General features: G+C 62.6%; 22 protein-coding genes. 10 read left to right on the top strand and 12 right to left on the bottom strand.

Annotated features, from left to right (window positions below; genetic code table 11):
* Positions 1 to 260: 260 nt before the first annotated feature.
* Positions 261 to 1,505 carry a putative porin gene (locus APH25_RS05660; protein WP_060481363.1) on the top strand — a complete coding sequence of 415 codons (1,245 nt, stop codon included), beginning with the start codon at positions 261 to 263 and terminating at the stop codon, positions 1,503 to 1,505.
* 125 nt (positions 1,506 to 1,630) lie between these two features.
* Here APH25_RS05660 and APH25_RS05655 read toward each other — a convergent pair whose 3' ends face one another.
* Together APH25_RS05655 and hrpA are read right to left on the bottom strand one after the other, a co-directional pair.
* Positions 1,631 to 2,752, bottom strand: a complete 1,122-nt coding sequence (locus tag APH25_RS05655; RefSeq protein WP_060481362.1) for a beta-ketoacyl-ACP synthase III — start codon at positions 2,750 to 2,752, stop codon at positions 1,631 to 1,633.
* Positions 2,753 to 2,905: 153 nt separating this feature from the next.
* The gene (hrpA, locus tag APH25_RS05650) at positions 2,906 to 6,811 is read right to left on the bottom strand and encodes an ATP-dependent RNA helicase HrpA (RefSeq protein WP_060481361.1); all 3,906 of its coding nucleotides are present in this window, start codon (positions 6,809 to 6,811) and stop codon (positions 2,906 to 2,908) included.
* A 478-nt stretch (positions 6,812 to 7,289) separates the two neighbouring features.
* Between hrpA and APH25_RS05645 the strand changes: the two genes are divergently transcribed.
* Both APH25_RS05645 and APH25_RS05640 read left to right on the top strand, forming a co-directional pair.
* On the top strand, positions 7,290 to 8,654 hold the full coding sequence (locus tag APH25_RS05645) for a glutamine synthetase family protein (RefSeq protein ID WP_060481371.1): 1,365 nt from the start codon (positions 7,290 to 7,292) through the stop codon (positions 8,652 to 8,654).
* A gap of 24 nt (positions 8,655 to 8,678) precedes the next feature.
* A complete protein-coding gene (locus APH25_RS05640; protein WP_028635445.1) occupies positions 8,679 to 9,986 on the top strand; it encodes an FAD-binding oxidoreductase in 1,308 nt (435 codons plus the stop codon).
* Positions 9,987 to 10,066: 80 nt separating this feature from the next.
* On the opposite strand, the gene fadD1 is transcribed toward APH25_RS05640, so the two are convergent.
* Positions 10,067 to 11,764, bottom strand: coding sequence for a long-chain-fatty-acid--CoA ligase FadD1 (fadD1, locus tag APH25_RS05635; protein WP_060481360.1), 1,698 nt, complete (start codon positions 11,762 to 11,764; stop codon positions 10,067 to 10,069).
* 285 nt (positions 11,765 to 12,049) lie between these two features.
* Positions 12,050 to 13,738 (bottom strand): long-chain-fatty-acid--CoA ligase FadD2, encoded by a 1,689-nt coding sequence (fadD2, locus tag APH25_RS05630; RefSeq protein WP_060481359.1) that lies wholly within the window; start codon positions 13,736 to 13,738, stop codon positions 12,050 to 12,052.
* Between the two features lie 292 nt (positions 13,739 to 14,030).
* On the opposite strand from fadD2, the gene APH25_RS05625 reads away from it, so the two are divergent.
* A complete protein-coding gene (locus tag APH25_RS05625) occupies positions 14,031 to 14,501 on the top strand; it encodes a MaoC family dehydratase (protein ID WP_028635442.1) in 471 nt (156 codons plus the stop codon).
* A 51-nt stretch (positions 14,502 to 14,552) separates the two neighbouring features.
* Here APH25_RS05625 and APH25_RS05620 read toward each other — a convergent pair whose 3' ends face one another.
* A complete protein-coding gene (locus tag APH25_RS05620) occupies positions 14,553 to 15,194 on the bottom strand; it encodes a LysE family translocator (protein WP_060481358.1) in 642 nt (213 codons plus the stop codon).
* 129 nt (positions 15,195 to 15,323) lie between these two features.
* Positions 15,324 to 15,581 (bottom strand): DUF2790 domain-containing protein, encoded by a 258-nt coding sequence (locus APH25_RS05615; RefSeq protein ID WP_028635440.1) that lies wholly within the window; start codon positions 15,579 to 15,581, stop codon positions 15,324 to 15,326.
* Between the two features lie 247 nt (positions 15,582 to 15,828).
* On the opposite strand from APH25_RS05615, the gene APH25_RS05610 reads away from it, so the two are divergent.
* On the top strand, positions 15,829 to 16,278 hold the full coding sequence (locus tag APH25_RS05610; protein WP_256217483.1) for a GNAT family N-acetyltransferase: 450 nt from the start codon (positions 15,829 to 15,831) through the stop codon (positions 16,276 to 16,278).
* Here APH25_RS05610 and APH25_RS05605 read toward each other — a convergent pair.
* Both APH25_RS05605 and APH25_RS05600 read right to left on the bottom strand, forming a co-directional pair.
* Positions 16,253 to 17,212 carry a YihY/virulence factor BrkB family protein gene (locus APH25_RS05605; RefSeq protein WP_028635439.1) on the bottom strand — a complete coding sequence of 320 codons (960 nt, stop codon included), beginning with the start codon at positions 17,210 to 17,212 and terminating at the stop codon, positions 16,253 to 16,255. The two genes, APH25_RS05610 and APH25_RS05605, sit on opposite strands and share 26 nt — an antisense overlap.
* A 157-nt stretch (positions 17,213 to 17,369) precedes the next feature.
* Entirely contained in the window at positions 17,370 to 17,558 is a 189-nt protein-coding gene (locus APH25_RS05600; protein WP_060481356.1) for a CsbD family protein, read from the bottom strand.
* Positions 17,559 to 17,762: 204 nt separating this feature from the next.
* On the opposite strand from APH25_RS05600, the gene APH25_RS05595 reads away from it, so the two are divergent.
* Positions 17,763 to 18,143 (top strand): hypothetical protein, encoded by a 381-nt coding sequence (locus APH25_RS05595; protein ID WP_060481355.1) that lies wholly within the window; start codon positions 17,763 to 17,765, stop codon positions 18,141 to 18,143.
* Here the strand turns inward: APH25_RS05595 and APH25_RS05590 are convergent, their stop codons facing one another.
* Positions 18,144 to 18,980: a S1 RNA-binding domain-containing protein gene (locus tag APH25_RS05590; RefSeq protein WP_028635436.1), complete on the bottom strand. Its 837-nt coding sequence runs from the start codon at positions 18,978 to 18,980 to the stop codon at positions 18,144 to 18,146.
* Positions 18,981 to 19,144: 164 nt separating this feature from the next.
* Here APH25_RS05590 and APH25_RS05585 point away from each other — a divergent pair, with 164 nt between their 5' ends.
* A complete protein-coding gene (locus tag APH25_RS05585; protein WP_060481354.1) occupies positions 19,145 to 20,005 on the top strand; it encodes a DUF6279 family lipoprotein in 861 nt (286 codons plus the stop codon).
* Between the two features lie 14 nt (positions 20,006 to 20,019).
* On the opposite strand, the gene aceK is transcribed toward APH25_RS05585, so the two are convergent.
* Complete coding sequence (gene aceK / locus APH25_RS05580; protein ID WP_060481353.1) at positions 20,020 to 21,729, bottom strand: bifunctional isocitrate dehydrogenase kinase/phosphatase; 1,710 nt, start codon at positions 21,727 to 21,729, stop codon at positions 20,020 to 20,022.
* 168 nt (positions 21,730 to 21,897) lie between these two features.
* Here aceK and APH25_RS05575 point away from each other — a divergent pair, with 168 nt between their 5' ends.
* A complete protein-coding gene (locus tag APH25_RS05575) occupies positions 21,898 to 22,773 on the top strand; it encodes a DMT family transporter (RefSeq protein WP_060481352.1) in 876 nt (291 codons plus the stop codon).
* Positions 22,770 to 23,228, top strand: coding sequence for a DUF4265 domain-containing protein (locus APH25_RS05570; protein WP_028635432.1), 459 nt, complete (start codon positions 22,770 to 22,772; stop codon positions 23,226 to 23,228). Before APH25_RS05575 ends, APH25_RS05570 begins: the two co-directional genes overlap by 4 nt.
* Positions 23,229 to 23,276: 48 nt before the next feature.
* Here the strand turns inward: APH25_RS05570 and APH25_RS05565 are convergent, their stop codons facing one another.
* A complete protein-coding gene (locus tag APH25_RS05565) occupies positions 23,277 to 24,212 on the bottom strand; it encodes an aspartyl/asparaginyl beta-hydroxylase domain-containing protein (RefSeq protein WP_028635431.1) in 936 nt (311 codons plus the stop codon).
* Positions 24,213 to 24,383: 171 nt separating this feature from the next.
* On the bottom strand, positions 24,384 to 25,358 hold the full coding sequence (cysK, locus tag APH25_RS05560; RefSeq protein WP_060481351.1) for a cysteine synthase A: 975 nt from the start codon (positions 25,356 to 25,358) through the stop codon (positions 24,384 to 24,386).
* 132 nt (positions 25,359 to 25,490) lie between these two features.
* Here cysK and APH25_RS05555 point away from each other — a divergent pair, with 132 nt between their 5' ends.
* Positions 25,491 to 26,564 (top strand): DUF748 domain-containing protein, encoded by a 1,074-nt coding sequence (locus APH25_RS05555; RefSeq protein WP_060481350.1) that lies wholly within the window; start codon positions 25,491 to 25,493, stop codon positions 26,562 to 26,564.
* The last annotated feature ends 36 nt before the right edge of the window (positions 26,565 to 26,600 follow it).

Here is a 26,600-nt window from a genome sequence, read left to right as displayed (position 1 = left end):
TTTTGGCTCACGGCTGAGAGGTACCCAGTATCCCCAAGGCAGGCGGACGACTCAAATGGTGAACGCCCGGCAGACCGTAAAACACCTGATCACTTAACAACAGTGCCACCATTCCGACATTAATCTGTCACCCGCCCTCGCAATACTTGCGCCTGTTTTCCGGAACACCAGAACCTGTCTATTCAGGCCCTTTCCGGGGACATGCCAACACAAGGGCGGGCGCTTGGGCGCCCCCCATCTTATTCAGTAGGGAGAACCTTATGCGTCTTGTTTCTACACTTACCGGAGTGAGCCTCACCGGCATGATGCTGGCTCTGAGTACTCCGGCCAGTGCGGCCGTCGACGCCAAGCTGCTCGAAATGCTCCGCGCCAACGGCTCGATCAACCAGGCGCAGTACTCCGAGCTGCAGGCGGACCTGGCTCAAGAAACCAAGGAAAAGGCCGCTCAGAAAGCTCAGTCCGACCGGATGAGCTCCTTTGAACAGAAAGTGGCATGGGCCGCCAAAACCCAGGTCAAGGGTGACGTGCGCCTGCGTTACGAAGACGTCAACGTCGACCACCCGATCTCGCGCAGTGGCAACCAGGACCGTGAGCGCGTACGTGCCCGAGTCGGCTTCTACAGCGAGATCAACCCGCAAGTGGATGCAGGCGTGCGTGTCGCCACCGGCAGCAGCGCCGATGCCCGCTCCACTAACCAGAGCCTGGACAACTACTTCGAAAAGAAATCGCTGTGGGTCGACCTGGCCTACCTCGACTGGCACCCCACTGCCGTGCCTAACCTGCACCTGATCGGCGGCAAGATGATGCAGCCGTGGGTAAGCATGGGCGACATCATCTGGGACAGCGACATCAACCCAGAAGGCGTGGCCGTCACCTACAAGACCAACCTGGGCGCCGCCGAAGTGTTCGGCAGCATCGGCCACTACAACCTCAAGGACAACGTAGACGGCGACGGCGTGCAGTTCAAACACGACGCCCAACTGTACGCGGCCCAGCTGGGTACCAAGTTCAACGCGGCTGATACCGTCAAGGTCACCGTGGGCGGCAGCATCTACGGTTACGATAACGACAAGGCCTCTGCTGCCCTGCGTTCACTGGGCAACACCACCAACGAGTTCAACCTGGTGGAAGGTTTCGGCCAGGTGGACTTCACCGGCTTCGCCATCCCGCTGTCGGCCTACGGCCAGTTCGTCAAGAACACCGAAAGCACCGATGGCAAGGACAAGGCCTGGCTGGCTGGCTTGAAGAGCAAGATCGGCGCCTGGAGCCTGGACTACAACTACCGCGACGTGCAGCGTAACGGTGTGGTGAGCCTGTTCACCGACTCGGACTTCGGCAACGGCTTCACCGGTTCCCGTGGCCACAAGTTCAAGGTGGGTTACGAAATCGACAAGAACTTCGCCCTGGGCGCGGCCTACATGATGGCCAAGACCGACTACTCCAACCTGCCCAACAGCAATGCTGATGTAGACACCCTGCAGGTAGACCTGGAAGCCAAGTTCTAAACCGAATGCCCCTCTGCTTCACTTGAAACGGGAAACACCGAACCCCATCCGGTGTTTCCCGTTTTTTTGTGTGTAACGCCTGTGCCGGGTTTGAGCCGCGACAGGCGTAGCAAGCGCAGAAAGGATCAGCGCTTGCGCAAGATCACGCTGCCAATCGAATACCCCGCCCCAAATGAACTCAACACCCCCAGCGAGCCCTTGGCCAGGTCGTCCTGATAAAGGTGGAAGGCAATCACCGACCCTGCCGAACTGGTGTTGGCATAACGGTCCAGAATCACCGGCGCGTCTTCTTCGGCCACTTCACGCCCCAGCAGCTTCTTGACGATCAGGTGGTTCATGCTGAGGTTGGCCTGGTGCAGCCAGAAGCGCTTCACATCGCCGGGCTGCAAGCCATTTTCCTGCAGGTGCTCCCCCACCAGCTCAGCCACTTTAGGGCAGACCTCGCGGAACACCTTGCGCCCTTCCTGGATGAACAACTTGTCGGCGGCACCCTCGCCCTCTTCAGCCGCACGGTTGAGGAAACCGAAGTTGTTGCGGATGTTGTTGGAGAACTCGGTCCACAGCTTGCTGCTGACCACATCGAACTGGTGGTTGGAACTGGCCTGGTCGGCACGCTCGAGCAGTACTGCAGTGGCCGCATCGCCAAAAATGAAGTGGCTGTCACGGTCGCGGAAGTTCAGGTGCCCGGTACACACTTCCGGGTTCACCATCAGCACGGCCCGCGCTTGCCCCAAGGCCACGCTGTTGGCTGCCGTCTGGATACCGAATGTGGCGGAGGAACAGGCCACGTTCATGTCGAAGGCAAAGCCCTGAATGCCCAGGGCCTGCTGCACCTCGATGGCGATGGCCGGGTAAGGCCGCTGCAGGTTGGAGCAGGCGACGATGACCCCGTCGACATCAGCCGGTGTACGCCCGGCACGCTCCAGTGCCTGGCGTGCTGCCGCCACCGCCATTTCGCAGAGCACCGACGGCTCGTCGTTGCTACGCTCCGGCAGGCGCGGCTTCATGCGTTGCGGGTCGAGGATGCCGGCCTTGTCCATGACGAAGCGGCTCTTGATGCCAGAGGCTTTTTCGATGAAGGCAGGGTCCGACAAGGGCGCCGCTTCGACCTCACCGCGCTCGATGGCAGCGGCGTTGTCCTGGTTGAACTGCTGCGACCAGGCATTGAAGGACGCCACCAGTTCTTCGTTGGAAATGCTCTGGGCCGGGGTGTACAGGCCGGTGCCGCTGATCACGACATTATGCACGGTGGTTCCTCTGGTCGAAGGCCACCGCCACTGGGCGCTGGCTGGAAACATGACAGGTAATGGCACTTTAGTGCCAATTGTAAAGCGAGGGCTTTGCCTCAAGGGGCCGCGGGCGGCCCCAAATTGCCTCAATAGTGCCACAAGTCTGCAAGTTTAGCCTTCTACCTGGCTCCATTGCTTGCTCAGGCGCTTGTCAGAAATCGGCACCTTGGTACCCAACTGCTGGGCGAACAGCGACACGCGATATTCTTCCAGCCACCACCGGTAAAGCGTCAGCTGTTCGTCGCGCTTGCCTTCCTGGGCATGCTTGTCGGCCCGCGCCTTGTATTGCGCCCACAGGTTGGCCAGCTCACCGCTCCACACCCGGTCTTTCTGCACCTGCGAGCCGAGTTTCTCCAGGCGAAGTTCCACCGCCTTGAGGTACCGGGGCAGTTCCTTGAACCAGGCCGACGGTGTTTCGCGAACAAAGCCTGGGTACACCAGGCTGCCCAGTTGCTGCTTGATGTCGTTCAGCGCCACAGCCTGGCTCAGGTCAATCTTGCCCTTGAAGCGCTTCTGCAGCCCGTGCCACAGCTTCAGCACCTCCAGCGTCTGGCGTGCCAGGCGTTCGGCGTGTTCGGCCCAGTTGCCACGCTTGCGTTCAGCCAGCGCCGCCAGCGCGGCGCCATCACGCGGCAGGGCTTGCTCACCCTCAAGCACGCAGCTGTCCAGGCTCGCCAGCAGGATGTCCTCGACCAGCGCTTCCACCCGGCCCAGCTCGCGGTACAGCAAGCCCAGTTCGGTCAGCCCTGGCAGCTTGCCGCGCAGGAACTTGGCCGGCTCGGCCAGTTGCTGCAACAACAGCCGCTGCAAGGCGCGACGGTGCTGGAACTGGGCTTCGGCCTGGGTCGAGAAACGCCCTTCGCGCACCGCGCCCTGCTCCTCAACCAGCGCTGGGTAAACCGTCATCGACAGGCCAGCGATGTTCTGCTGGGCCGTTTGCTTGACCTCATTGAACGCTTTGGCCTGCACCGGTTGGTCACCCTTGGCGTCACGCGGCACGGCCAGCGCAGCCTGGCTGGCGGCGGCAAAGCGTGCCGTCAGCTCGGCCAGGTTACGGCCTTCGCCCAGGAACTTGCCCTGGCCGTCGACCACTTCGATGTTCATGCGCAAATGGCCTTCGACCAGGTTGATCGACTCCTCCCAGGCCTCGTCCGACACCCGCGCACCGGTCATGCGCAGCAGTTCCTGGCCAAGGGCCTGGGGCAGCGCACCCTGGCCGAAGGCCATGCGCGCCAGCGCGGCCTTGACGAAGTCGGGCACCGGCACGAAGTTCTTGCGCAGGGCCTTGGGCAGGTTGCGCACCAGTGCAACGCACTTGGCCTCCAGCAAACCGGGCACCAGCCATTCCAGGCGCTCGCCCGGCAGGCTCGGCAGCAGCGGTGCCGGCACCCGCACGGTCACGCCATCGCGGGCGTGGCCCGGCTCGAAGTGGTAGCTCAGCGGTAGGCGCAATTCGCCCAGCTGCAGGCTGTCGGGGTACTGCGCAGCGGTGACTTCACTGGCCTCACGGGCCAGTACGTCTTCCTCGCGCATGATCAGCAGGTTGGCATCCTTCTGGCTGCCCATGCGGTACCAGCTGTCGAACGTGGCGGCCTGGTGGATCTCGGCCGGCAGGCGCGCTTCGTAAAACGCGTACAGCGTTTCTTCGTCTGCCAGAATGTCCCGGCGCCGGGCCTTGGCTTCCAGTTCATCCAGCGCTTCAAGCAGGCGCTTGTTGGCCGCCAGGCACTTGGCCCGGGACTGGATCTCGCCGCCCACCAGGCCCTCACGGATGAACAGCTCGCGCGATGCGACAGGGTCGATGGGGCCAAAGTGAACCGGCCGGCGCCCTACCAGAATCAAGCCGTACAGGGTGATCTGCTCGTAGGCCACCACTTGCCCGCGCTTCTTCTCCCAATGGGGTTCGAAGTGGTTCTTCTTGATCAGGTGCCCTGCCAGGGGTTCGATCCAGTCCGGTTCGATCCGGGCAACCACCCGCGCATACAGCTTGGTGGTTTCCACCAACTCAGCTGCCATCACCCACTGCGGGCGCTTGCGCCCCAGGCCCGAGGATGGGTGCACCCAGAAGCGCCGCTGACGTGCGCCCTGGTAGTCACCGTCTTCGGTCTTGTGGCCAATCTGGCTGAGCAGGCCACTGAGGATGGCCTTGTGCATCTTCGGGTAGTCACACGGTTCTTTGTTTACCGTCAATTGCAGCTCGCGGCAGATCAGCGCCAACTGCCGATGGGCATCGCGCCACTCACGCAAGCGCAGGTAATTCAGGAACTGCTTGCGGCACCAGTTGCGCAACGGGTTGGCGGTCAAGGCCTGGCGTTGTTCCTCGAACCCGCGCCACAGGTTCACCAGTGCAGCAAAGTCCGAATCCACATCCTTCCACTGGGCGTGCGCCTGGTCTGCCGCTTGCTGGCGCTCAGGCGGGCGCTCGCGCGGGTCTTGTACCGACAGCGCACTGGTGACGATGAGCACTTCCTGCAGGCTACCCAGGCGTGCACCCTCGAGCAGCATGCGGCCCAGGCGCGGGTCGATGGGCAAGCGTGCCAGCTGGCGGCCGATGGGCGTGAGCTGGTTCTCGCGGTTGACCGCCGACAGTTCCTGCAACAGGTTGAAACCGTCGCTGATGGCCTTGCCATCGGGTGGCTCGATGAACGGGAACGCATCGATGGCGCCCAGGCGCAGGTGCAGCATCTGCAGGATCACCGCCGCCAGGTTGGTGCGCAGAATCTCCGGGTCGGTAAACGCCGGCCGGCTGTTGAAATCCTCTTCGCTGTAGAGGCGCACACAGATGCCTGGTTCCACCCGGCCACAGCGGCCCTTGCGCTGGTTGGCGCTGGCCTGGGACACCGCCTCGATGGGCAGGCGCTGCACCTTGGCGCGGTAGCTGTAACGGCTTATACGCGCGGTGCCGGTATCGATCACATAGCGTATGCCGGGCACGGTCAGCGAGGTTTCCGCAACGTTGGTGGCCAGTACCACCCGGCGCCCGGTGTGGGGCTGGAAGATGCGCTGCTGCTCGGCCGGCGACAGCCGGGCGTAAAGCGGCAGAATCTCGGTGTGGCGCAGCTGGGCCTTGCGCAGGATCTCCGCGGCGTCGCGAATCTCGCGCTCGCCCGGTAAAAAGATCAGCACATCGCCTGGCCCCTTGCCTTCGGCGCGCTCATGCTGGGCCAACTCGTCCAGGGTGGCGAGGATGGCCTGGTCGACGGTGAGGTCGTCCTCGATCGGGTTGCCCTCCTCGTCCTGCTCACTGGTCAATGGCCGGTACCAGGTGTCCACCGGGTAGGTGCGCCCGGACACCTCGATGATCGGCGCACCGTCGAAGTGCCTGGAGAAGCGCTCCAGGTCGATGGTCGCCGAGGTGATGATCAGTTTCAGCTCGGGGCGGCGGTGCAGCAGGGTCTTGAGGTAGCCAAGCAGGAAGTCGATGTTCAGGCTGCGTTCGTGGGCTTCGTCGACAATGATGGTGTCGTAGCGTTCCAGAAAGCGGTCATGCTGGGTTTCAGCCAGCAGAATACCGTCGGTCATCAGCTTGACCAGCGTGTTGGCATCGCTCTGGTCCTCGAACCGCACCTGGTAACCCACCAGGCCGCCCAGGGGCGTGCCGAGTTCCTCGGCCACCCGGGCCGCCACACTGCGCGCAGCAATACGGCGCGGCTGGGTGTGGGCGATCAGGCCATGGCTGCCGCGGCCCAGTTCCAGGCAGATCTTGGGCAACTGGGTGGTTTTGCCCGACCCGGTTTCGCCGGCAATCACCAGCACTTGATGCTCGGCCAGCGCCTTCTTGATTTCATCGCGCTTGGCCGCAATAGGCAGGTTGTCGTCGTAGCGCACCGTAGGCACGCTTTGCCGGCGCGCGGTGACCTGGGCGCAGGAGGCCTGCACCTTGTCCACCCATTGCGCCAGCTTTGCCTCATCGGGGCGCTTGCGCAGTTCGTGCATTTGCCGGCGCAGGCGATGGCGGTCGGCAATCATGGCGTGGTCGAGGTTTTGCAGCAGTTTGTCGATGGCGTGGTCAGTCATGGGGCTTTTGAGTGATGCAGGTGAGCCTGCTTTTTCATGATCGGCATGCGGAAAGTGGGTGGATTGTCGCAGATTTGCGGGTTTTCTGCTGCCTGTACAGGCCCTTTCGCGGATGAACCGGTCCCCACACGGTGCCGCCCAGCCAGCCTGAATGTTTAGCCATGCCCAACGTAAAGGTCGCCATTCACTGCTTTAATCACCCCAACACCGCATGTGAGTATCAAAGGCATGACCCCGTTCCAGCCCAGCAACCCGCCATCGCCCCGCCCTTCGCTGCCGAAGGCCAGGCGCCGTGCCGGGGAAAATCCGCTGGTGCATGTCATCCTCGCCTTCTGGGCCTTGTGGCACTGCCGCCACGCCCGCCCGCCGGATACCTCGCTTACGCCTCTGTGACCCAAACCGGCCACCCCCTGGCCGATTGACTCAGTTGGGCCGCTTGCCTGCGCGGCGGCCCCGTGCGCCCGCGAGCGACTTCATCATGCACTTTGCCCCTGTAGAGCAGGCCAACCGCTTTCTGGCCGACAACCCCGATATCGAACTGTTCGAGCTGTTCATCCTCGACGCCAATGGCGTGCCCCGCGGCAAGCTGCTGCACCGCGATGAACTGCTGCCCGTGTACCAGAGCGGCCGCCCGCTGCCCAGCACCATCCTGGGCCTTACCCTCAATGGCGATGACGTGGAGAACTCCGGCCTGGTGTGGGACGTGGGCGACATCGACTGCCGTGCCTACCCACTGGAGAACAGCCTGGTGCGCCTGCCTTGGCGGCGCATACCCACCGCTGCGGTGCAGGTGAGCATGCACCCCGACGAGGGCCTGCCTGCCAGCGTCGCCGACCCGCGCCATGTGCTGGTACGCACTGTCGAGGCACTCAAGGCCGACGGCTATCACCCGGTGATGGCCTGCGAACTGGAGTTCTACCTGCTCGACCAGCAGCCCGATGCCCAAGGCCGCCCCCAGCCTGCACGGGACACGGACGGTGGCCGACCGCGCACCACGCAGGTATACGGGCTGCGCGAGCTGGAGCAGATCGAGCCGTTTCTGGCCGACCTGTATGCAGCCTGCAAGGCCCAAGGCATTCCGGCGCGTACAGCGATTTCGGAGTACGCCCCTGGGCAAGTGGAAATCACCCTGGAGCACGGTGAAGCGCTGCAGGCCATGGACCAGGCGGTACGCTACAAACGCCTGGTGAAAGGTGTGGCCCATGCCCACGGCATGCAGGCCTGCTTCATGGCCAAGCCGTTCGCGCAACTGGCCGGGACCGGCATGCACATGCACCTGAGCCTGGCCGATGACGCCGGCCATAATCTGTTTGCCAGTGAGGACAAGGCCGGCACCCCGCTGCTGCGCCAGGCCATCGCCGGCATGCTGCGCCACCTGCATGATTCGCTGCTGCTGTTCTGCCCCAACGCCAACTCGTTCCGGCGTTTTCAGGCCAACAGCTATGCGCCGCTGGCCCCTACCTGGGGTGTCGACAACCGCACAGTGAGCCTGCGGGTGCCGGGGGGGCCTGCGGCCAGCCGGCACGTGGAGCACCGGATCTGCGGTGCCGATGCCAACCCCTACCTGGCTGCCGCAGCGATCCTCGCCGCCACCCACTGCGGTATCCGCGAGCAACTCGACCCAGGCGCGCCGGTGCAAGGCAACGGCTATGCCCAGGCCACCGAACACCTGCCTACCGACTGGCTGACCGCCCTCGATGCCCTGCAGCATTCACGTTGGGCCCAGCAGGCGCTTGGCGAGCAGTTCCTTGACGTGTACCTGAAGGTCAAGCGCGCCGAGTACCGCCAGTTCATGGCCGAAGTCAGCGAGCAGGACTGGCGCTGGTACCTGCACCAGGCCTGAGCCCCCATCAAACAAGGAAATGCCATGAATGCAGCATTGAACAAGGGCCCGGCGCAGCGTGCACCGTCCTACTACAGCGCCACACTCAACGACCACACGCAGTACCCCCAGCTTCAGGGCACGGTGCAGGTGGACGTGGCGATCATCGGCGGTGGCTTCACCGGTGTGGCCACCGCCGTGGAGCTGGCCGAGCGCGGCCTGAAGGTCGCCATCATCGAAACCCACCGCATTGGCTGGGGCGCCAGCGGGCGCAATGGCGGCCAGGTCACTGGCAGCCTGTCTGGCGACGAAGCCATGCGTTCGCAAATGCGCCAGCACCTGGGCGCCGAGGTGGACGACTTCATCTGGCACCTGCGCTGGCGCGGGCACCAGATCATCGAGCAGCGCGTGGCGCGCTACGGTATCGATTGCGACCTCAAGCATGGCCACCTGCACGCGGCCATGAAGCCATCGCACCTGCGGGAGTTGCACGCGTTCCAGGCCGAGGCCCAGCGCCGGGGCATGGGCGATCAGGTGCACATGCTCGACCAGGCCGCCGTGGCAGACCACCTGCAAAGCCCGCTGTACCTGGGGGCGCTGAAAAACCTGCGCAACCTGCACCTGCACCCGCTCAACCTGTGCCTGGGCGAAGCACGGGCGGCCCATGGCCTGGGCGCGCTGGTGTTCGAAAACTCCGAGGTGCTGGACATCGTGCACGGCCCGCGCCCGGCAGTGGTCACCGCCCATGGCCGGGTAGAAGCGCGCCAGGTGATGCTGGCCGGGGACGTGTACCACACGCTTGAAAAGCGCCAGCTCAAGGGCAAGATTTTCCCGGCCATGGGCGGCATCGTCACCACGGCGCCGCTGGGCGAGCTGGCCGAGCAGATCAACCCGCAGGACCTGGCCGTGTATGACTGCCGCTTCGTGCTCGACTACTACCGGCTGACCGCGGACAAACGGCTGTTATTCGGCGGCGGTGCCAATTATTCCGGGCGGGACTCGCGGGATATCGAAGGTGAGTTGCGGCCTTGTATCGAGCGCACGTTCCCGGCGTTGAAAGGCGTACCCATCGAGTTCCAGTGGAGCTGCGCCATGGGCATTGTGGTGAACCGCATTCCACAACTGGGCAAGCTGTCGGGCAACGTCTGGTACTGCCAGGGGTACTCGGGGCACGGTATTGCCACCAGCCACATCATGGGTGAAATCATGGCCGAGGCGTTGACCGGTACGCTGGAACGGTTCGATACCTTTGCTCAGTGCAAGCATGTGCGTGTGCCGATGGGGGACTTGCTGGGCAACCCGCTGCTGGCAGCAGGCATGTGGTACTACCAGATGCTGGAGAGATTGCGCTGATCGAAGGGCGATGGGCTGCGAAGCAGCCCTCGATCCCCATCTGCGCCCTGAGCCGTTACCCTACCAACGGCGTTTAAGGCTCAGGCGGTCTTCTTCAAACCTTGTTTTTTCAGCTCTTCGTCACGTAACTCGCGGCGCAGGATCTTGCCCACGTTGGTGGTAGGCAGCACATCGCGGAACTCGATCTGGCGGGGCACTTTATAGCCGGTGACATTGGCGCGCATGTGCTCCATCACCTGCTCCTTGGTCAGGGTCATGCCCGGCTTGACCACGATGAACATCTTGATCACTTCGCCGGACTTCTCGTCCGGTATACCGATGGCCGCGCACTGGGACACGCCCGGCAACGCCACCAGCACGTCCTCCAGCTCGTTGGGGTAGACGTTGAAACCCGACACCAGAATCATGTCTTTCTTGCGGTCAACGATACGCATGTAGCCGTCTGGCTGGATCAAGGCGATGTCGCCGGTTTTCAGCCAGCCTTCGCTGTCCAGTATTTCGGCAGTGGCGTCTTCGCGCTGCCAGTAGCCCTTCATTACCTGCGGGCCCTTCACACACAACTCCCCCACCTCGCCCAGCGGCAACTCATTGCCCGCGTCGTCGATGATCTTGCACAGGGTGGACGGTACCGGAATGCCAATGGTGCCCACCTGGTTGGCCTGGGCCGGGTTCACCGCCGCCACGGGGCTGGTTTCGGTCATGCCGTACCCCTCGCAAATGGCGCACCCCGTAACGGCCTTCCAGCGCTCGGCCACGCTCAGTTGCAAAGCCATGCCGCCAGACAGGGTAATTTTCAGGGCGGAGAAGTCCAGGTTGCGGAAGGCATCACTGTTGCACAGGGCCACGAACAGGGTATTGAGGCCGACAAAACCGGTGAACTTCCATTTGCCCAGCTCCTTGACCATCGCCGGCAGGTCCCGCGGGTTGCTGATCAGCACGTTGTGGTTGCCGATGAGCATCATGGCCATGCAATGGAAGGTAAAGGCGTAGATGTGGTACAGCGGCAGCGGGGTAATGAGGATTTCGCAGCCTTCATGCAGGTTGGCCCCCATCAGGGCCCTGCACTGCAGCATGTTGGCCACCAGGTTGCGGTGGGTGAGCATCGCACCCTTGGCCACGCCCGTGGTACCGCCGGTGTACTGCAGCACCGCCACGTCATGGGCCTGCGGGTTGGCTTCAACCACCGGCTGGCCCTTGCCCAGGGCGATGGCGTCGTTGAAGCGTACGGCCTGAGGCAGGTGGTAGGCCGGCACCATCTTCTTCACATACTTGATGACGCTGTTGATCAGCAGCCGCTTGATCGGCGGCAGCAGGTCGGCCACCTCGGTGACGATCACGTGCCTGACCTGGGTCTTGGGCACCACCTTCTCGGCCAGGTGGGCCATGTTGGCCAGGCATACCAGCGCCTTGGCACCGGAATCGTTGAACTGGTGTTCCATTTCCCGCGCGGTGTACAGCGGGTTGGTGTTGACCACGATCAGCCCTGCACGCATGGCACCGAACACGGCCACAGGGTACTGGAGCACGTTGGGCAACTGCACGGCGATACGGTCACCGGGCTTGAGGTCGGTATGCTGTTGCAGCCAGGCCGCGAACGCACCTGACAGCGCATACATTTCGCCATAGGTGATCGTCTTGCCCAGGTTGCTGAAGGCCGGTTTGTCGGCGAAGCGCTGGCAGGATTGCTTGAGTACCGCCTGGATGTTGGGGAATTCGTCCGGATCGATATCCGCCGTTATCCCGGCTGGGTACTTATCCTGCCAAAAATGGTCGATCATTCAAGCCCACTCCTTCAGCAACAGCGAAGTTCGATTCGCGCATCGAGGCGCTTATTATTGATATGAGATGACGGCGCGTTGCAAACCGGATCATCTGAAAACGGGGCGAGATTAGCAGCTTTGCCTGGGGTCGACCAGAGGCTACGACAGGCCGAAAGGTCACAAAAATGACTATTTAGCTAATTATGGTCACATCGAGAGCGAGTGACTTAAGACAGCCTTCTGAAACCTGTATGCGGCAGCCTAGAGCATCCAAGCCGCCCTAACCTGCCGCATGCTGGCGGTTCAACCGGCGTCGCGCAGCTCCCGGCGCAAGATCTTGCCAACCGGCGTCATCGGCAGCGCGTCGCGCAGCACAATGTGCTTGGGCACCTTGTAACCGGTGAGGTTGGCCTTGCAGTAGGCCTTCAGCTCATCCACGCTCACGCCACCCTCACGGGGCACCACGAACAGCTTGACCGCCTCCCCGGAGCGCTCGTCGGGCACACCGATGGCCGCGCAGCTGGCAACCTGTGGGTGGGCCATGACCACATCCTCCACCTCGTTGGGGTACACGTTGAAGCCCGAGACGATGATCATGTCCTTCTTGCGGTCGACGATGCGGGTAAAGCCGTCCGGGTCGATCACGGCAATGTCGCCTGTCTTGAACCAGCCATCGGCATCCAGCGCTTGGGCCGTGGCTTCGGGCTGCTGCCAGTAGCCCTTCATTACCTGCGGCCCCTTGATGCACAACTCGCCCCGCTCACCCAGCGGCAGTTCTTTGCCCTCGTCGTCGATGACCTTGAATGCAGTACCTGCCACCGGGATACCCACCGTTCCCAGGCGCGCCAGTTGACCATAAGGGTTGGTACTGGCTACAGGGGAGGTTTCAGTAAGGCCGTAGCCTTCGACGATGCGACACGCGGTCAGTTGCTCCCAGCGCTCGGCCGTGGCCTTGACCAGGGCAGTGCCGCCAGAGTTGGTGACTTTCAGCGCCGAGAAGTCCAGTTGGCGGAACCCGGGGTGGTCCATCAGGGCAACGAACAGGGTGTTGAGGCCCAGCAATGCGGAAAACCGCCACTTGCCCAACTCCTTGATGAAACCGGAAATATCCCGTGGGTTGGTGATGAGTACGTTGTGGTTGCCAGTCACCATCATGCACATGCAGTTCGCGGTGAACGCATAGATGTGGTACAGCGGCAAAGGGGCGATCATCACCTCCTCGCCGTCCTTGAGCAGCTTCTGGCCATCTGACCCATGCTGTGAGAAACACGCCAGTACCTGCAGCATGTTGGCAACCAGGTTGCCGTGGGTGAGCATGGCGCCCTTGGCCAGGCCCGTGGTACCGCCTGTGTACTGCAGCACCGCGATGTCGTCCAGGCCAAGCGGCACAGCCTTCGGTGAACCACCGCGCCCTTGGCGCAGCGCCTGTTTGAATGACAGGGCCTGGGGCAGATGGTAGGCCGGCACCATCTTCTTCACCTTGTCCACCACGGTATTGACCAGCCACCCCTTGGCCGTAGGCAACAGGTCGCCCATCTTCGCCTCGATCAGGTATTCAATACCGGTATCGGGCAACACCGCCTGAACGCGCTGGCCAAACATGTTCAGGTACACCAGCGCGCGGGCACCGCTGTCCTTGAACTGGTGGCGCATCTCCCGTTCGGTGTACAGCGGGTTGGTGTTGACCACGATCAGCCCGGCGCGCAGGGCGCCGAACACGGCGATCGGGTACTGCAACACGTTGGGCATCTGCACAGCGATACGGTCGCCAGGTTTCAGGCGGGTGTGTTGCTGCAGCCAGGTGGCGAATGCCGCCGATAACCGCTCCAGGTCGCCGTAGGTCAACGTCACCCCCAGGTTACTGAAGGCGGGGCGATCGGCAAAGCGCTTGCAGGAGCGCTCGAATACTTCGACCACGGAGCTGTAGGCGTGAAGATCGATGGTGGAGGGCACGCCCGCCGGGCGTTTGTCGTTCCAGAAGTCGGCTTGCATTTATTATTGTTCCTCTGCCGGGACCTGCACTGCGTCCTTTTATCCAGGTGCCCGGGCGCGTAGCGGCCAGGCGTTGATTCGACGTTAGCAGGTAAGCGCAGCGCGGCCCACACGCCTGATGCCGCCATTAACATTGTGAATCTTATTTGTGCCCTTCCTGCAATCTGGCCCGCTGGGCATACACTGTGTTGGGCGCGAATGTGATCCGGTCGCCACCGGCAAGCGTCTCACCCGTCTTGGCCGACGCCCCGTGCGCGACCACCACCGACATGTACTGCTTAAGGAAGCCCCGATGTCCCAGGTCAGCAACACGCCTTACGAAGCCCTAGAAGTCGGCCAGAAGGCCGAATACAAGAAGTCTGTGGAAGAGCGCGATATCCAGCTGTTCGCCGCCATGTCCGGCGACCACAACCCGGTGCACCTGGACGCTGAATTCGCCGCCAAGAGCATGTTCCGCGAGCGCATCGCCCACGGCATGTTCAGCGGCGCACTGATCAGCGCGGCAGTGGCCTGCACCCTGCCCGGCCCTGGCACCATCTACCTGGGGCAGCAGATGAGCTTCCAGAAACCGGTGAAAATCGGCGACACCCTGACCGTGCGCCTGGAGATCCTCGAAAAACTGCCGAAGTTCAAGGTGCGTATCGCCACCAACGTGTTCAACCAGAACGACGAGCTGGTCGTTCAGGGCGAGGCCGAGATCCTGGCGCCGCGCAAGCAACAGACCGTAGAACTGGTATCGCCACCGAATTTCGTTGCCAGCTGAACCTGGCTTGCGGCATGGCCGGGGCTGCCTGCGCAGCCCCTGCAAGCGCGCTTAGGCGGCGCGCCCGAGGATGAATTCCTGGTAACCCGATACGATCACGTACACTGCGAAATAACAGAAGATCAGCGCAGACAGCACATACGACCACGTCAGCAGGCGATCACCCAGCAGGCGCCCGCCGTGGCTGGCAATGCCGCAGATGCCCATGCACCATACCAGCCCGGCCACGAAGAACCCTGACAGAAACAACCCCGCCTCCACCAGGCTGCCGCCGCCAGAGCGGGATATCAGCACGCCCCCTACTGCCGCGAACCACAATATGGCGCTGGGTGAGGACATCGCCAGGAAGATGCCGCGTAAAAACTCGCGCCAACCGGACTCCACGTCCACGTTGGTGCTCGCGTTCATATGCCCGCCGCGCCAGGCGGCCAGCACCATCTTGATGGCAAACCACACCAGCAGCGCCGAACCGCCCAGCCACAAGACCCAGCGCACGGCTTCGAATTGCAGCAACACGGTCATGCCTGCCAACGCGGCGATGGCATACAGCAAATCACCCACACACGTGCCAAGGCCAAGCCAGAACCCTTGCAGAAAGCCACGCTGCATGGCCAGCGTAATCATGGCGATGTTGGCAATACCGATGTCCAGGCACAGGGACAGGCTGAGGAGAAAACCATTGGAGAAAGGCATGTGGGGCTCTGCGAAGGTGTAGATGGGCGGCGTAGAGCCTGCCACGACTGCGCAGTAGCTGGAAAGCGCTAACAGGTGGAGTGGGCACTGCCTCCCCACCCGTTTACGCCGAGGCGGGTATCTGGGCCGTCAGCCCTGCTGGCAGCCCCCGCCCATGGCACGGTATTGAACGGTGTGCACCTGGCCCTGGTGGTCTTCGTAGGTCATGGTGGCAGGCACCACTTCGCACACGTTGGGGATGGTCGACAGGTTGATGACGCGCTTGATGTCGAGGTTCATGGAATAGTCGTACTGCTGCGCCACCGGCTCATTGGAAGCAGGCGCAGAAGGGTCTGCGAGGGCGAACGAGGACATACCGACCAACGCAAGTATCAGGAGTGGTTTCATGTTGAATGCCTTCATGTTTCAAGCTGATCGATTGACTTCTGATGCCGTCGCCGGCCCGGAGAAGTTGCCATCGGGCTACCGATGACACGAAGTACCGATCCCGCTTCTTACTGCAGGGGGGATGAGGAAATTCTACGCCTGCCAGGTAATAGTTGAACCCCGCAGTCGGATATTCACCCTTGCCGTATTTGCAACAATCTGCGACAACGTACGCGCCATCCGTCACCGCCATTTCCAGGAGCGCGCTATTTCACAGCCTCTCGCTTGCACACAGCTTTGCCACACGCAACGCCGGCTTCTCGACCATTTCTACCGCCAGCAGGGCTCACGCATGCGTGCCTCTGGCGAGGGTCAACTGTGGGTGGCGAGGGCGCCAGAGATCGTTGCGGGGCTAAGCCTGTCCTGTATCGAGGGTGGCTGGTGGCTGACTGGCCTGTTCGTGGCGCCACAACGGCGGGGTACGGGGATCGCACGTGCGCTGATGGAAGCAGCATTGTGCCAACCGTATGGTACGGCCTGGCTGTTCTGCCACCCGACACTGCGGCCGTTCTATGCAAATGTTGGCTTTGGGCCCGCCGAGCACCTGCCGGAGGCGCTGGCGAGCCGGCTGCAACGCTACCAGCGCAGCAAGGCGCTGGTAGCGTTGCAACGCCGCCAGTATGGCGACGCTGTCAGCGTGGTTGAGGCTGGGCAGTAGCAGGCTCTGTGGGCGCCGGGTGCTCATGCCCCAGCACTTTCACGTTCTCTTGCGACTTCTCACCGTCGAAGTCCTTCTCCCCAGGGTCCTTGCCCTCGGCAGACATGTGCTCGATTACCGCATTCATTTCAGCGCCAAGCAGCAGCACGGCGGCTGAAATGTAGAAGTAGAGCAGCAGCACGATGATCGCCCCGATGCTCCCGTACATGGCGTTGTAGTCGGCGAACGTTTTCACGTAGTAGGCAAAGCCCAACGAGGCCACGATCCACACCACCACCGCCAGTACCGAGCCTGGGGTAATGAAGCGAAACTTCTGTTTCACATCCGGCATCACGTAGTAGATAAGCGCCACTGCCACCATCAGCAGAATGACGATCACCGGCCAGCGCAGAATGGTCCACAGCGTAACGATGAACTCCTGCATACCGATTTGCGAGGCGATCCACTCCATCACCTGCGGCCCCAGTACCATCAGTGCTGCTGCGGCCAGCAGCATGCCGGCCAGGCCGACGGTATAGAAGATCGACAGCGGGATACGCTTCCATACCGGCCGCCCCTCGGGCACATCATAGGCGGCGTTCATGGCGCTCATCATCAGCCGCACACCGGCCGACGCGGTCCACAAAGCAATCACGATACCCACCGACAGCAAGCCACCCTTGGACTGCTGCAACTGGTCGATCACCGGGTTGACCTGTTCCAGTGCCTGCGGTGGCAGCACCAGCTCGGACTGCAAGCGCAGCCACGAGAAAAAGTCAGGCAGGTGCAGGAAGCCGATGAGGGCGATCAGGAATAGCAGAAAGGGGAATAACGAGAAAAGCGCCTGATAAGCCAGCGCGGAGGCGTAGGTGGACATTTCATCATCAAGGAACTCCTTGACGGTGCGCACCAACACGCGGTGCAGGGGCAGGCCCTGCAGGGCGGAAAAAATCATAGCGTCTCCTTTCGCCGCTCTATCGATGTGACTGTTAAGTCTAATAGACCATGCGCTGAGCGCGCTGCTCCCGGCAGTGTTACAAAAAATGCAAAAAACTCACCCAGCTTGTTGCCGCCCCCTGCGCACCGGCATGAAGGCGGCCAAGCATCGGGCATTACTTGTCGGTTGCTTTTTTAACAGCGTCCTTCACATCGCCTTTGACCTGCTGCGCTTCACCCTTGAGTTCCTGCGCCTTGCCTTCGGCCTTGAGCTTGTCGTTGTCGGTCATCTTGCCGATGCCCTGCTTGACGTTGCCCATCGCTTCGTTGGCCAAGCCTTTCGCTTTATCTCCAGTACCGCTCATGGCAAAACTCCTGTGATGTGACACGCGTATCGTGCCGACAAAAGGTGGACTCGGCCGCTTGCGCAAGAGTTTCAAGAAATTTTGCACACAATGCCAAGCGGTAGGCGTAGCGCACCTGCACTACACCACAGCGCCAAGCCTTGCCGCGCCCGGTGCCACCCCTCACAATGAAGGCTTTCAAGGCTTCAACCCGCAGGAACCTGCATGAAACTCGACAAACCCGCCGCCATCGCGCGGCGCAACGATGCACTGGCCCGGCCTGTGCTGACCAGCGCCAACACCCTGTTCGCCATCCTCGACCACAAGCGCAACCTGTGGGGGTTCGACGTGCCGGTGGCACTGCTGCGCAAGGGCCAGCCAGACTGGGTCAACCTGCTGCTGCACACCCCGGAAAGCGACGAGCTGCAACACCTGAAAGTGCCCGTCAACTTCCTGCGCGCGCATCAGGAGCAGATGGAGGTGCGCAACCCTGGCAAGCGCCGCTCCACCATCAGCCTGGCCCTGAGCGCCGACCGCGATTCACTGCTGCGCGACACCCGCCCAGGCGGCGAGCAGCTGGATTTCCGCAGCTTCGTGCAGGGCTGATCAGGCTTTCTCGATGCGGTCGTCATGGATGACGATACGGCCCTGCTTGAACAGGCCCCCAATGGCTTTCTTGAAGTTGCCCTTGCTGACATTGAACAGCTTGCTGATCAGCGCCGGGTCGCTCTTGTCAGACACGCCCAGCACCCCACCTTCGGCCTCCAGGCGGGCCATGATCTGCGCCTGCAGGTCGTCGGACAGCGCCGCACCCACTGGCTGCAGGCTCAAGGAGATCTTGCCGTCGGCACGTATTTCCTTGATGAAGCCTTTCTCGTGCATGCCAGAGCGCAGGAACTTGAACACCTCATTCTTGTGGATCAGGCCCCAATGGCGGTTGTTGATGATTGCCTTGAACCCCATGGGCGTTTCACCGGCAACCAGCAACTCCACCGGCTGGCCTGGCTTGTAGTCCGCAGGCGCGACGTCCAGGTAGCGGTCCAGGCGTGAGGTGGCGGTGATGCGCCGGGTGCGTTTGTCGAGGTAGACGTGCACCACGCAGTAGTCGCCGATCTTCAGCGGGCGGGCTTCTTCGGAGTACGGCATCAGCAGGTCCTTGGAAAGACCCCAGTCCAGGAAGATACCTGCACCGTTGATGTCCTTGACCTTGAGGCTGGCGAACTCGCCCACCTGCACCTTGGGCTTTTCGGTGGTCGCGATCAGCTGGTCTTCGCTGTCCAGGTAGATAAACACGTTGAGCCAGTCGTCCACCTCGGTTTCTGCGCCTTTCGGGATGTAGCGCCCTGGCAGCAGAATTTCCCCGTCGGCGCCGCCGTCCAGGTACAACCCGAAGTCCACGTGTTTCACAATTTGCAAACTGTTGTAACGCCCAAGCAGAGCCATTTCGGTACATCCTCAAGTCAAGGGGGCTATTTTCCGGATAGACAGCGGGTGGTGTCAAAGCTTCCGGACGGTTACCGGCCTCCCATGCTACAGGCAGATGACCCGGTTGAACCGTCGCCGCCCTGCTGCGTCTACCGATTGGCCGCCACTGCAAGGAACAGCTTATGCCGCTTCGCCTGCTCAAGACCGCGCTTGTCACGCTGGGGGTGGTTCTGGCCCTGGGCGCCTGCAGCCGGATCGACCTGGCCTACCGCAACCTCGACCGCCTGGTGCCGTGGTCGCTGGGCGACTACCTGGACATGAACCGTGACCAGAAGACCCTGCTCGACGATCGGCTCAGGGAGCATCTGGCGTGGCACTGCAAGACCCAGCTGCCTGGCTACCTCGACTGGCTCGACCGGCTGCGCGACATGGTGGCCAACAATCAGGTCACCGACCAGGCCTTGCAGCAGCGTACCCATGAGGCCCGCGAGGCGATTGGCCGGGTGGCAGCCGAAATTACCCCTTCCGCGACTGAACTGCTGCGCGGCATGAGCGATGCGCAAGTGGCGGAAATGCGCGAGGCTTTTCGTGATGACATCGCCGAGCGCCGCAAGGAATACGTAGACACTCCCCTGCCCCAGCAAATTGCCGAGCGGGCCGAACGTATGCAGAAACGCCTGAAGCCCTGGCTGGGTGAACTGAGCCCCGGCCAGAAGCAGCGCGTGGTCGCCTGGTCGCAAGCGCTGGGGGACCAGAACCGCGAATGGATTGCCAACCGCGCCCACTGGCAGCAGCAGCTGCTGTTGGCGGTCGACCAACGCAACGATGCCAGTTTCCCGACCCGTATGGCCACGCTGCTGCAGAGCAAGGAGAGCCTGTGGACGCCTGAATACCGCCAGGCCTTCCAGAACACCGAACAACAGGCCCGCAGCCTATTGGTAGACCTGCTACAGCAGAGCACGCCGCAGCAGCGCCAGGTGCTGCAGGCACGGCTGGCAAAAGTGCGCACCGATTTCAGCACGCTCAAGTGCCTGAAGGACTAAGGGCCAAGCTACGTTCAACGTGCCTTGCGCCGATAGGGGAACACGTCGATCACCTTGCCATCGCGTATCGCCGCCTGCAGGCCTTGCCAATAGCTGGCATCGAACAACTCGCCATGCAGGCGGGTGAACAGGCGCCGCTGGCCCAGGTCGGCAAACAGAAAGGGCGGGAATTCCTCGGGGAACACGTCATGGGGCCCAATGGAGTACCACGGCTCGCCTGACAGCTCGTCTTCCGGGTAACGCGGCGGTGGAATATGGCGGAAGTTGACCTCCGTCAGATAGCTGATCTCGTCGTAGTCGTAGAACACCACCCGGCCATGACGCGTCACACCAAAGTTCTTCAGCAGCATGTCACCGGGGAAGATGTTCGCCGCCGCCAGCTGCTTGATGGCCAGGCCGTAATCCTCCAGTACCTCCAGCACCTGGGCCTCGCTGGCCTGTTCCAGGTACAGGTTCAACGGCGTCATGCGCCGTTCGGTCCAGCAGTGGCGGATCAGCACCGTATCGCCCTCAAGCACCACGGTGGAGGGCGCCACCTCCAGCAACTCGGCCAGGCACTGCGGCGCGAACCTCGCCGCGGGGAAGCGGAAGTCGGCAAAGGCCTGGGTATCGGCCAGGCGCCCTACCCGGTCGATGCTCTTCACCAACCGGTACTTGTCGATCACCGTGGCGCGATCGACGGTTTTTGAGGGCGAGAAACGGTCCTTGATGACTTTGAACACGGTGTTGAAGCCCGGCAGGGTAAACACGCTCATCACCATGCCACGCACCCCAGGTGCCATGACGAAGCGGTCGTCACTGCTGGCCAAGTGGTTGATCAGGGCGCGGTAGAACTCGGACTTGCCCTGCTTGTAGAAACCAATGGAGGTATACAGCTCGGCCACATGCTTGCCCGGCAGAATGCGTTTGAGAAAGCCCACGAATTCACCCGGCACCGGCACATCGGCCATGAAATAGGAGCGGGTGAAGGAGAAGATGATCGAGACTTCAGCCTCGTCGGTGATCAAGGCATCGGCCTCGATGCCCTGCCCCTCCCGGTGCACCAGGGCAATCACCAGCGGCCATTGTTCATCGCCGTTGTATAACCGGCCGACCAGGTAAGCGCCCTTGTTGCGGTACAGCACCGGCACGAACAGCTCCACCGCCAGCGCTGGGTCGCGGCACACCCAATCGGGCAGGCATTCACGAAGCTGCGCTTCCAGCCGCAGCAGGTCGCCGTCGAGGTCGGCGTAAGGGATGTGGAACCAGTAGTCGGCGAAGATGGCCTGCAATAGCCCGGCAAGGGCGCCGTCGGGGCGATAGGTACGGGTTTGTGCGGCGCGCCGGCGCAAGGTTGGGCGTGTGCTGTGGATGAACATGCAACGGTCGCTGATCAGGTCATGGCTGAACAGGCTGCAGAACACCGAGTTGTACCAGGTTTCGGCCAGTTCATCGTCCAGCCGCGGGTCAATCAGCTGGACATAGGCGCTTTTAACCTGCGGCCACTGGGCCACGTCCAGCAGCACCTGCGTGGCAAAGCTCTCGCGCAGCCGCTGGTTGGCCACAGCGACCTGTTCCTCGTAGAGGTTGATGCGCGCAGCGGCCGTGTGCTGGATCTCCTGCCAGCGGGCTTGTTCGAAGCGCTCACGAGCACCTAGGGTGATGCGCTGGAAATGCTCGCGATAGCCGTCGAAGCCGGTGAGCATCAGGCGGGCGATGGCGGCTGCAGGCCAGGAATGGGGCATACCGGGCACCTCGGTGGCGGGTGGAGATACACAGCTTAGCCGCTCGCCCTGGCGTGTGAGGCCCCTGCCTGCAAATGTAGCTGGCCAGGTTACAGCGCAAGAAAGCACAAGAAACCCCCTGCTGCCTCGCGTACACTCGCGCCCCCAGCCACGCCCCCGGAGACTGCCGTGAGCCCCATCGCTCTAGCCCGCCTGCTAACCCTTGCCGCCGTCTGGGGCGCGAGCTTCCTGTTCATGCGTATCATCGCGCCCGAACTGGGCACGGTGCCCACGGCGTTTTTCCGCGTGTCCATCGCCTGCCTGGGGCTGATCGCCATTGTGGCCGCTGCAGGTGTGCGCTGGGATTTCCAAGGCAAACTGGGCGCTTGCCTGGTGCTGGGCATGATCAACTCGGGCATCCCGGCAACCTTCTACTCGGTCGCAGCTCAAGTGCTGCCAGCCGGCTATTCAGCCATTTTCAATGCCACGACACCGTTGATGGGTGTACTGATCGGCGTGCTGTTCTTCAAGGAGCCCATGACCCTCGCCAAGCTGTGCGGCATTTTCCTGGGCCTGTTTGGCGTCGCCATTTTAAGTGGCGCCGGGCCAGTGGCACTGGATGCGGCCCTGCTGCAAGGTGCGCTGGCCTGCCTGGCGGCGACCACCTGCTACGGGTTTGCCGGTTTTCTGGCCCGGCGCTGGGTCGGCGGCCTGGACAGCCGGCTGTCGGCGCTGGGCAGCATGCTCGGCGCCACCTTGCTGCTCAGCCCTGTATTCGCCTGGAGCGCGCTCAGCCAGCCACCTGCCAGTTGGGGCGGCTGGCAGGTGTGGCTGTCGCTGCTGGGCCTGGGGCTACTGTGCACCGCCTTCGCCTATATCCTGTACTTCCGGTTACTGGCGGAAATCGGCCCGGTCAAGGCCAGCACCGTGACCTTCCTGATCCCGGCGTTCGGGGTGCTGTGGGGGGCTTGGCTACTGGATGAGCCGCTGTCCATGGCGCACCTGTACGGCGGCCTGCTGATCGGCGCGGCGCTGTGGCTGGTGCTGCGCCCGGCCCGCCGATGAGCAGCGGCTACCGCAAGGTGCTGTTCCGCCTGGCACAGGACGAGAGCGGCTACCCACCGGCCTCGGTGGAAGGGCTGTGGGCACGGCCAGAACAGGGTGGCTACCGGGTCGACAGCATCCCTTTTCATGTCTATGGCGTCGCACCGGGCGACCTGGTCGCCGCCCGTGAGGAAGGGGCAGATGCCTGGTTCGAGGGCGTCCTGCACAGTGGCGGTAGCTCGGTGTTCCGGGTCATTGTAAGGCCGCCGGAAACCCTGCAGCAGGTGCAGGCCGCACTGGTGGAGTTCGGTTGCGTGTGCGAGGCAGAAAAGGCCGTGAGGATGCTGGCGGTGCACGTGTTGCCGGAGCAGGTGCCCGATACCCTGCTGTACTACCTGGTGACCCAGCGCGAAGCCGGCGTGCTCGATTTCGAAGAAGGCGTACTGCGCCATCGCATCCCTGACGATTTGCGCTAACCGCCGGCCCTGGCCATCAGGTATGGCCAGGGCCGGCTGCGCGAGGGCTTAGAACAACCAGCGGTACAGCAGGTAGGCCACCACCACCGCCAGTACCGGCCGCAGAATGCGGTAGGCCTTGGGGTTGGCGCGTTTGAACTGCTTCACACGGGTGCTGATGCGGTTGCTGAAGCGCTTGCTCCAGGCGTAGGCCTGGTTGATCCCGCCTACGCGCTCTTCATCGGTGTTTTGCGGCGCCGTGGCACGGCCCAGGAAAGCACTGACCTTGCGGTTGATACGCACCATCAGCGGGCTGCTGAGCGGGCGTTCGATGTCGCAGAACAGGATCACCCGGGTGACGTCGGTTTCGTTCTTGACCCAGTGCACGTAGGTTTCATCGAACATGACGTCCTGGCCATCACGCCAGGCATAAGGTTCGCCATCAACGTAGATGCGGCAGGCATCGGAATTGGGCGTGGACAGCCCCAGGTGATAGCGCAGCGAGCCGGCAAACGGGTCGCGGTGCGGGTTGAGGTGGCTGCCACCTGGCAACAGGGCGAACATGGCGCCCTTGACGTTGGGGATGCTGCTGACCAGCTCCACGGTGCGTGGGCACAGGGCCTCGGCCGAAGGCAACGGCTTGTCGTACCACTTCAGGTAGAAGCGCTTCCAGCCCTTCTTGAAGAACGAACCGAAGCCGGCGTCGTTGTCCTTTTCGGCTGCGCGGATGTAACCCTCGTCGAACAGACGCATCGCCTCCTCGCGGATTTCCTGCCAGTTGTCCTTGAGCACGTCCAGTTCCGGGAAGCGCTGGCGGTCCAGGTACGGCTTGGATGGCACACCGGAAAACAGATACATCAGGCTGTTGTAGGGTGCGAACAGCGCTGAATGGTTGACGAACTGGCGCAGCACCGGCAGGCGCGCCTTGCCTCGCAGGTGCACATACAGCACGCTGCCGAAGAACACCAGCAAGACACCCGCCTTGGCTGCAAAGGATAAGGTCATGCATCACTCCTAGGGGAAGGGACCGGCCCGGGCGGCCGCCCTCCTTAAAATCATCCCGCCATCATAAACCGATCCCGCCGAGGTAAAAACAACCTGGGCGGGATCTCACTCATCAAGATTGTGCAATGAAGCGCGCGAGAAAGTGTTGCGCCGGGTCAGCGCCAGGCGGCCTTACTGCTGGTTTTCCTGCTCGCTGAACATATCGCTGAACAGCATGCTGGACAGGTACCGCTCGCCGGAGTCAGGCAGGATCACCACCAGGGTCTTGCCCTGCATTTCGGGTTTTTCCGCCAGGCGCACCGCGGCAGCCATGGCGGCGCCGCAGGAGATACCACACAAAATACCCTCTTCCTGCATCAGACGAATGGCCATGGCCTTGGCTTCCTCGTCAGACACCGTCATCACCTGGTCGACGATGGACAGGTCGAGGTTCTTCGGCACGAAACCTGCGCCGATACCCTGGATCTTGTGCGGCGTTGGGGTCAGCACTTCACCCGCCAGCGTCTGGGTGATCAAGGGTGACGACACGGGCTCGACGGCTACAGAAGTGATGGCCTTGCCCTGGGTGTGCTTGATGTAGCGCGACACACCGGTGATGGTGCCGCCCGTGCCCACGCCGGCGACGATCACATCCACGGCGCCGTCGGTGTCGTTCCAGATTTCCGGGCCGGTGGTCTTTTCATGGATGGCCGGGTTGGCGGGGTTTTCGAACTGCCCTGGCAAGAAGTACTGCGCCGGGTCCGAAGCCACGATTTCGTTGGCTTTTTCGATGGCGCCCTTCATGCCTTTTGCAGGTTCTGTCAGCACCAGCTCCGCGCCCAGCGCCTTGAGCACCTTGCGCCGCTCCAGGCTCATGGACGCGGGCATGGTCAGCATCAGTTTGTAGCCACGGGCGGCGGCGACAAAGGCAAGGCCAATGCCGGTATTGCCGGAGGTGGGTTCGACGATGGTCATGCCGGGCTTGAGCTTGCCGCTGCTTTCAGCGTCCCAGACCATGTTGGCGCCGATGCGGCACTTGACCGAGTAACCCGGGTTGCGCCCTTCGATCTTGGCCAGGATGGTCACGCCACGCGGGGCGATGCGGTTGATCTGCACCAGCGGCGTGTTGCCGATGGAATGGGCGTTGTCTGCGTAGATACGGCTCATGGCAGGGGTCCTTGGCATGAAGAGGCACAGAAAGGCTTCAAGGGTAAGCCGGTGCCGGCAGCCCGTAAAGCCTGTTCGAACTCCCCTGCGCAGGCTGCGGTCAACCGCACATCCCGCCCTGGAGACACTGCCATGAGAGCCCGTTATCGCTGGCCGCTGATCGGCCTTGCCAGCTTCATCGTGCTGCTGGTGGCCCTGCACCTTGCCCTGCCCTATCTGGTGCGCGATTACCTCAACCAGAAACTTGCCGACATGGGCGACTACCGCGGCCAGGTGACCGACGTGGACCTGGCCTGGTGGCGCGGTGCTTACACCATCAACGGGCTGCAGATCGTCAAGACCACCGGCAAGGTGCCGGTGCCGCTGCTAAATGCCCCGGTCATCGACCTGTCGGTAAGCTGGCACGCCCTGTGGTACGACCATGCGGTGGTGGCGGAAGTGGCGTTCGTGCGCCCCGAACTGAACTTCGTCGACGGCGGCAACAAGCAGAACTCCCAGACCGGCCAGGGCACCGACTGGCGCCAGCAGCTGGAAAAGCTGCTGCCGATCACCCTCAACGAAGTACGCATCAACGACGGTGTGCTGACCTTCCGCAATTTCAACTCCAAACCCCCGGTCACCCTCAAGGCCACGAGTCTGCAGGCCAACGTGCGCAACCTCACCAATATTCGCGACGAAGCAGGCCGGCGAGATGCCAGCTTCCAGGCCACGGCGCTGATTGCGGGGGATGCCAAGGTGGAAAGCCGCGCCACGTTCGACCCCTTCAGCGACTTTGACGATTTCGAATTCCGCCTGCGGGCTACCGGCATCGAGCTGCGCAAGCTCAACGACTTCGCCAGTGCCTACGGCAAGTTCGACTTCAAGGCCGGGCGCGGTGACGTGGTGATCGAGGCCCAGGCCACCAACGGCCGGCTGAGCGGGTACATCAAGCCGCTGCTGCGCGATGTGGAGGTGTTCGACTGGCAACAAGACGTGCAGAACAAGGACAAAGGGGTGCTGCGCTCGGTATGGGAAGCGCTGGTCGGTGCCACGCAGACCGTGCTGAAAAACCAACCCAAGAACCAGTTCGCCACCCGCGTGGAGTTGAGCGGCAGCGTGCGTAAACAAGACATAAGCGCGTTCGAGGCGTTTCTGCAGATTCTGCGCAACGGCTTTGTCCAGGCATTCAACGCGCGCTACGAACGTGGCGCTCCGGATACCGACTGAGCGCCCGTGACTGGGCATTCAAGGGCTGAATACCGG

The sequence above is a fragment of the Pseudomonas sp. NBRC 111119 genome (genome assembly GCF_001320125.1).
Classification (GTDB): Bacteria; Pseudomonadota; Gammaproteobacteria; order Pseudomonadales; family Pseudomonadaceae; genus Aquipseudomonas; species Aquipseudomonas parafulva.
This window is presented reverse-complemented; position numbering and strand designations above follow the sequence as displayed.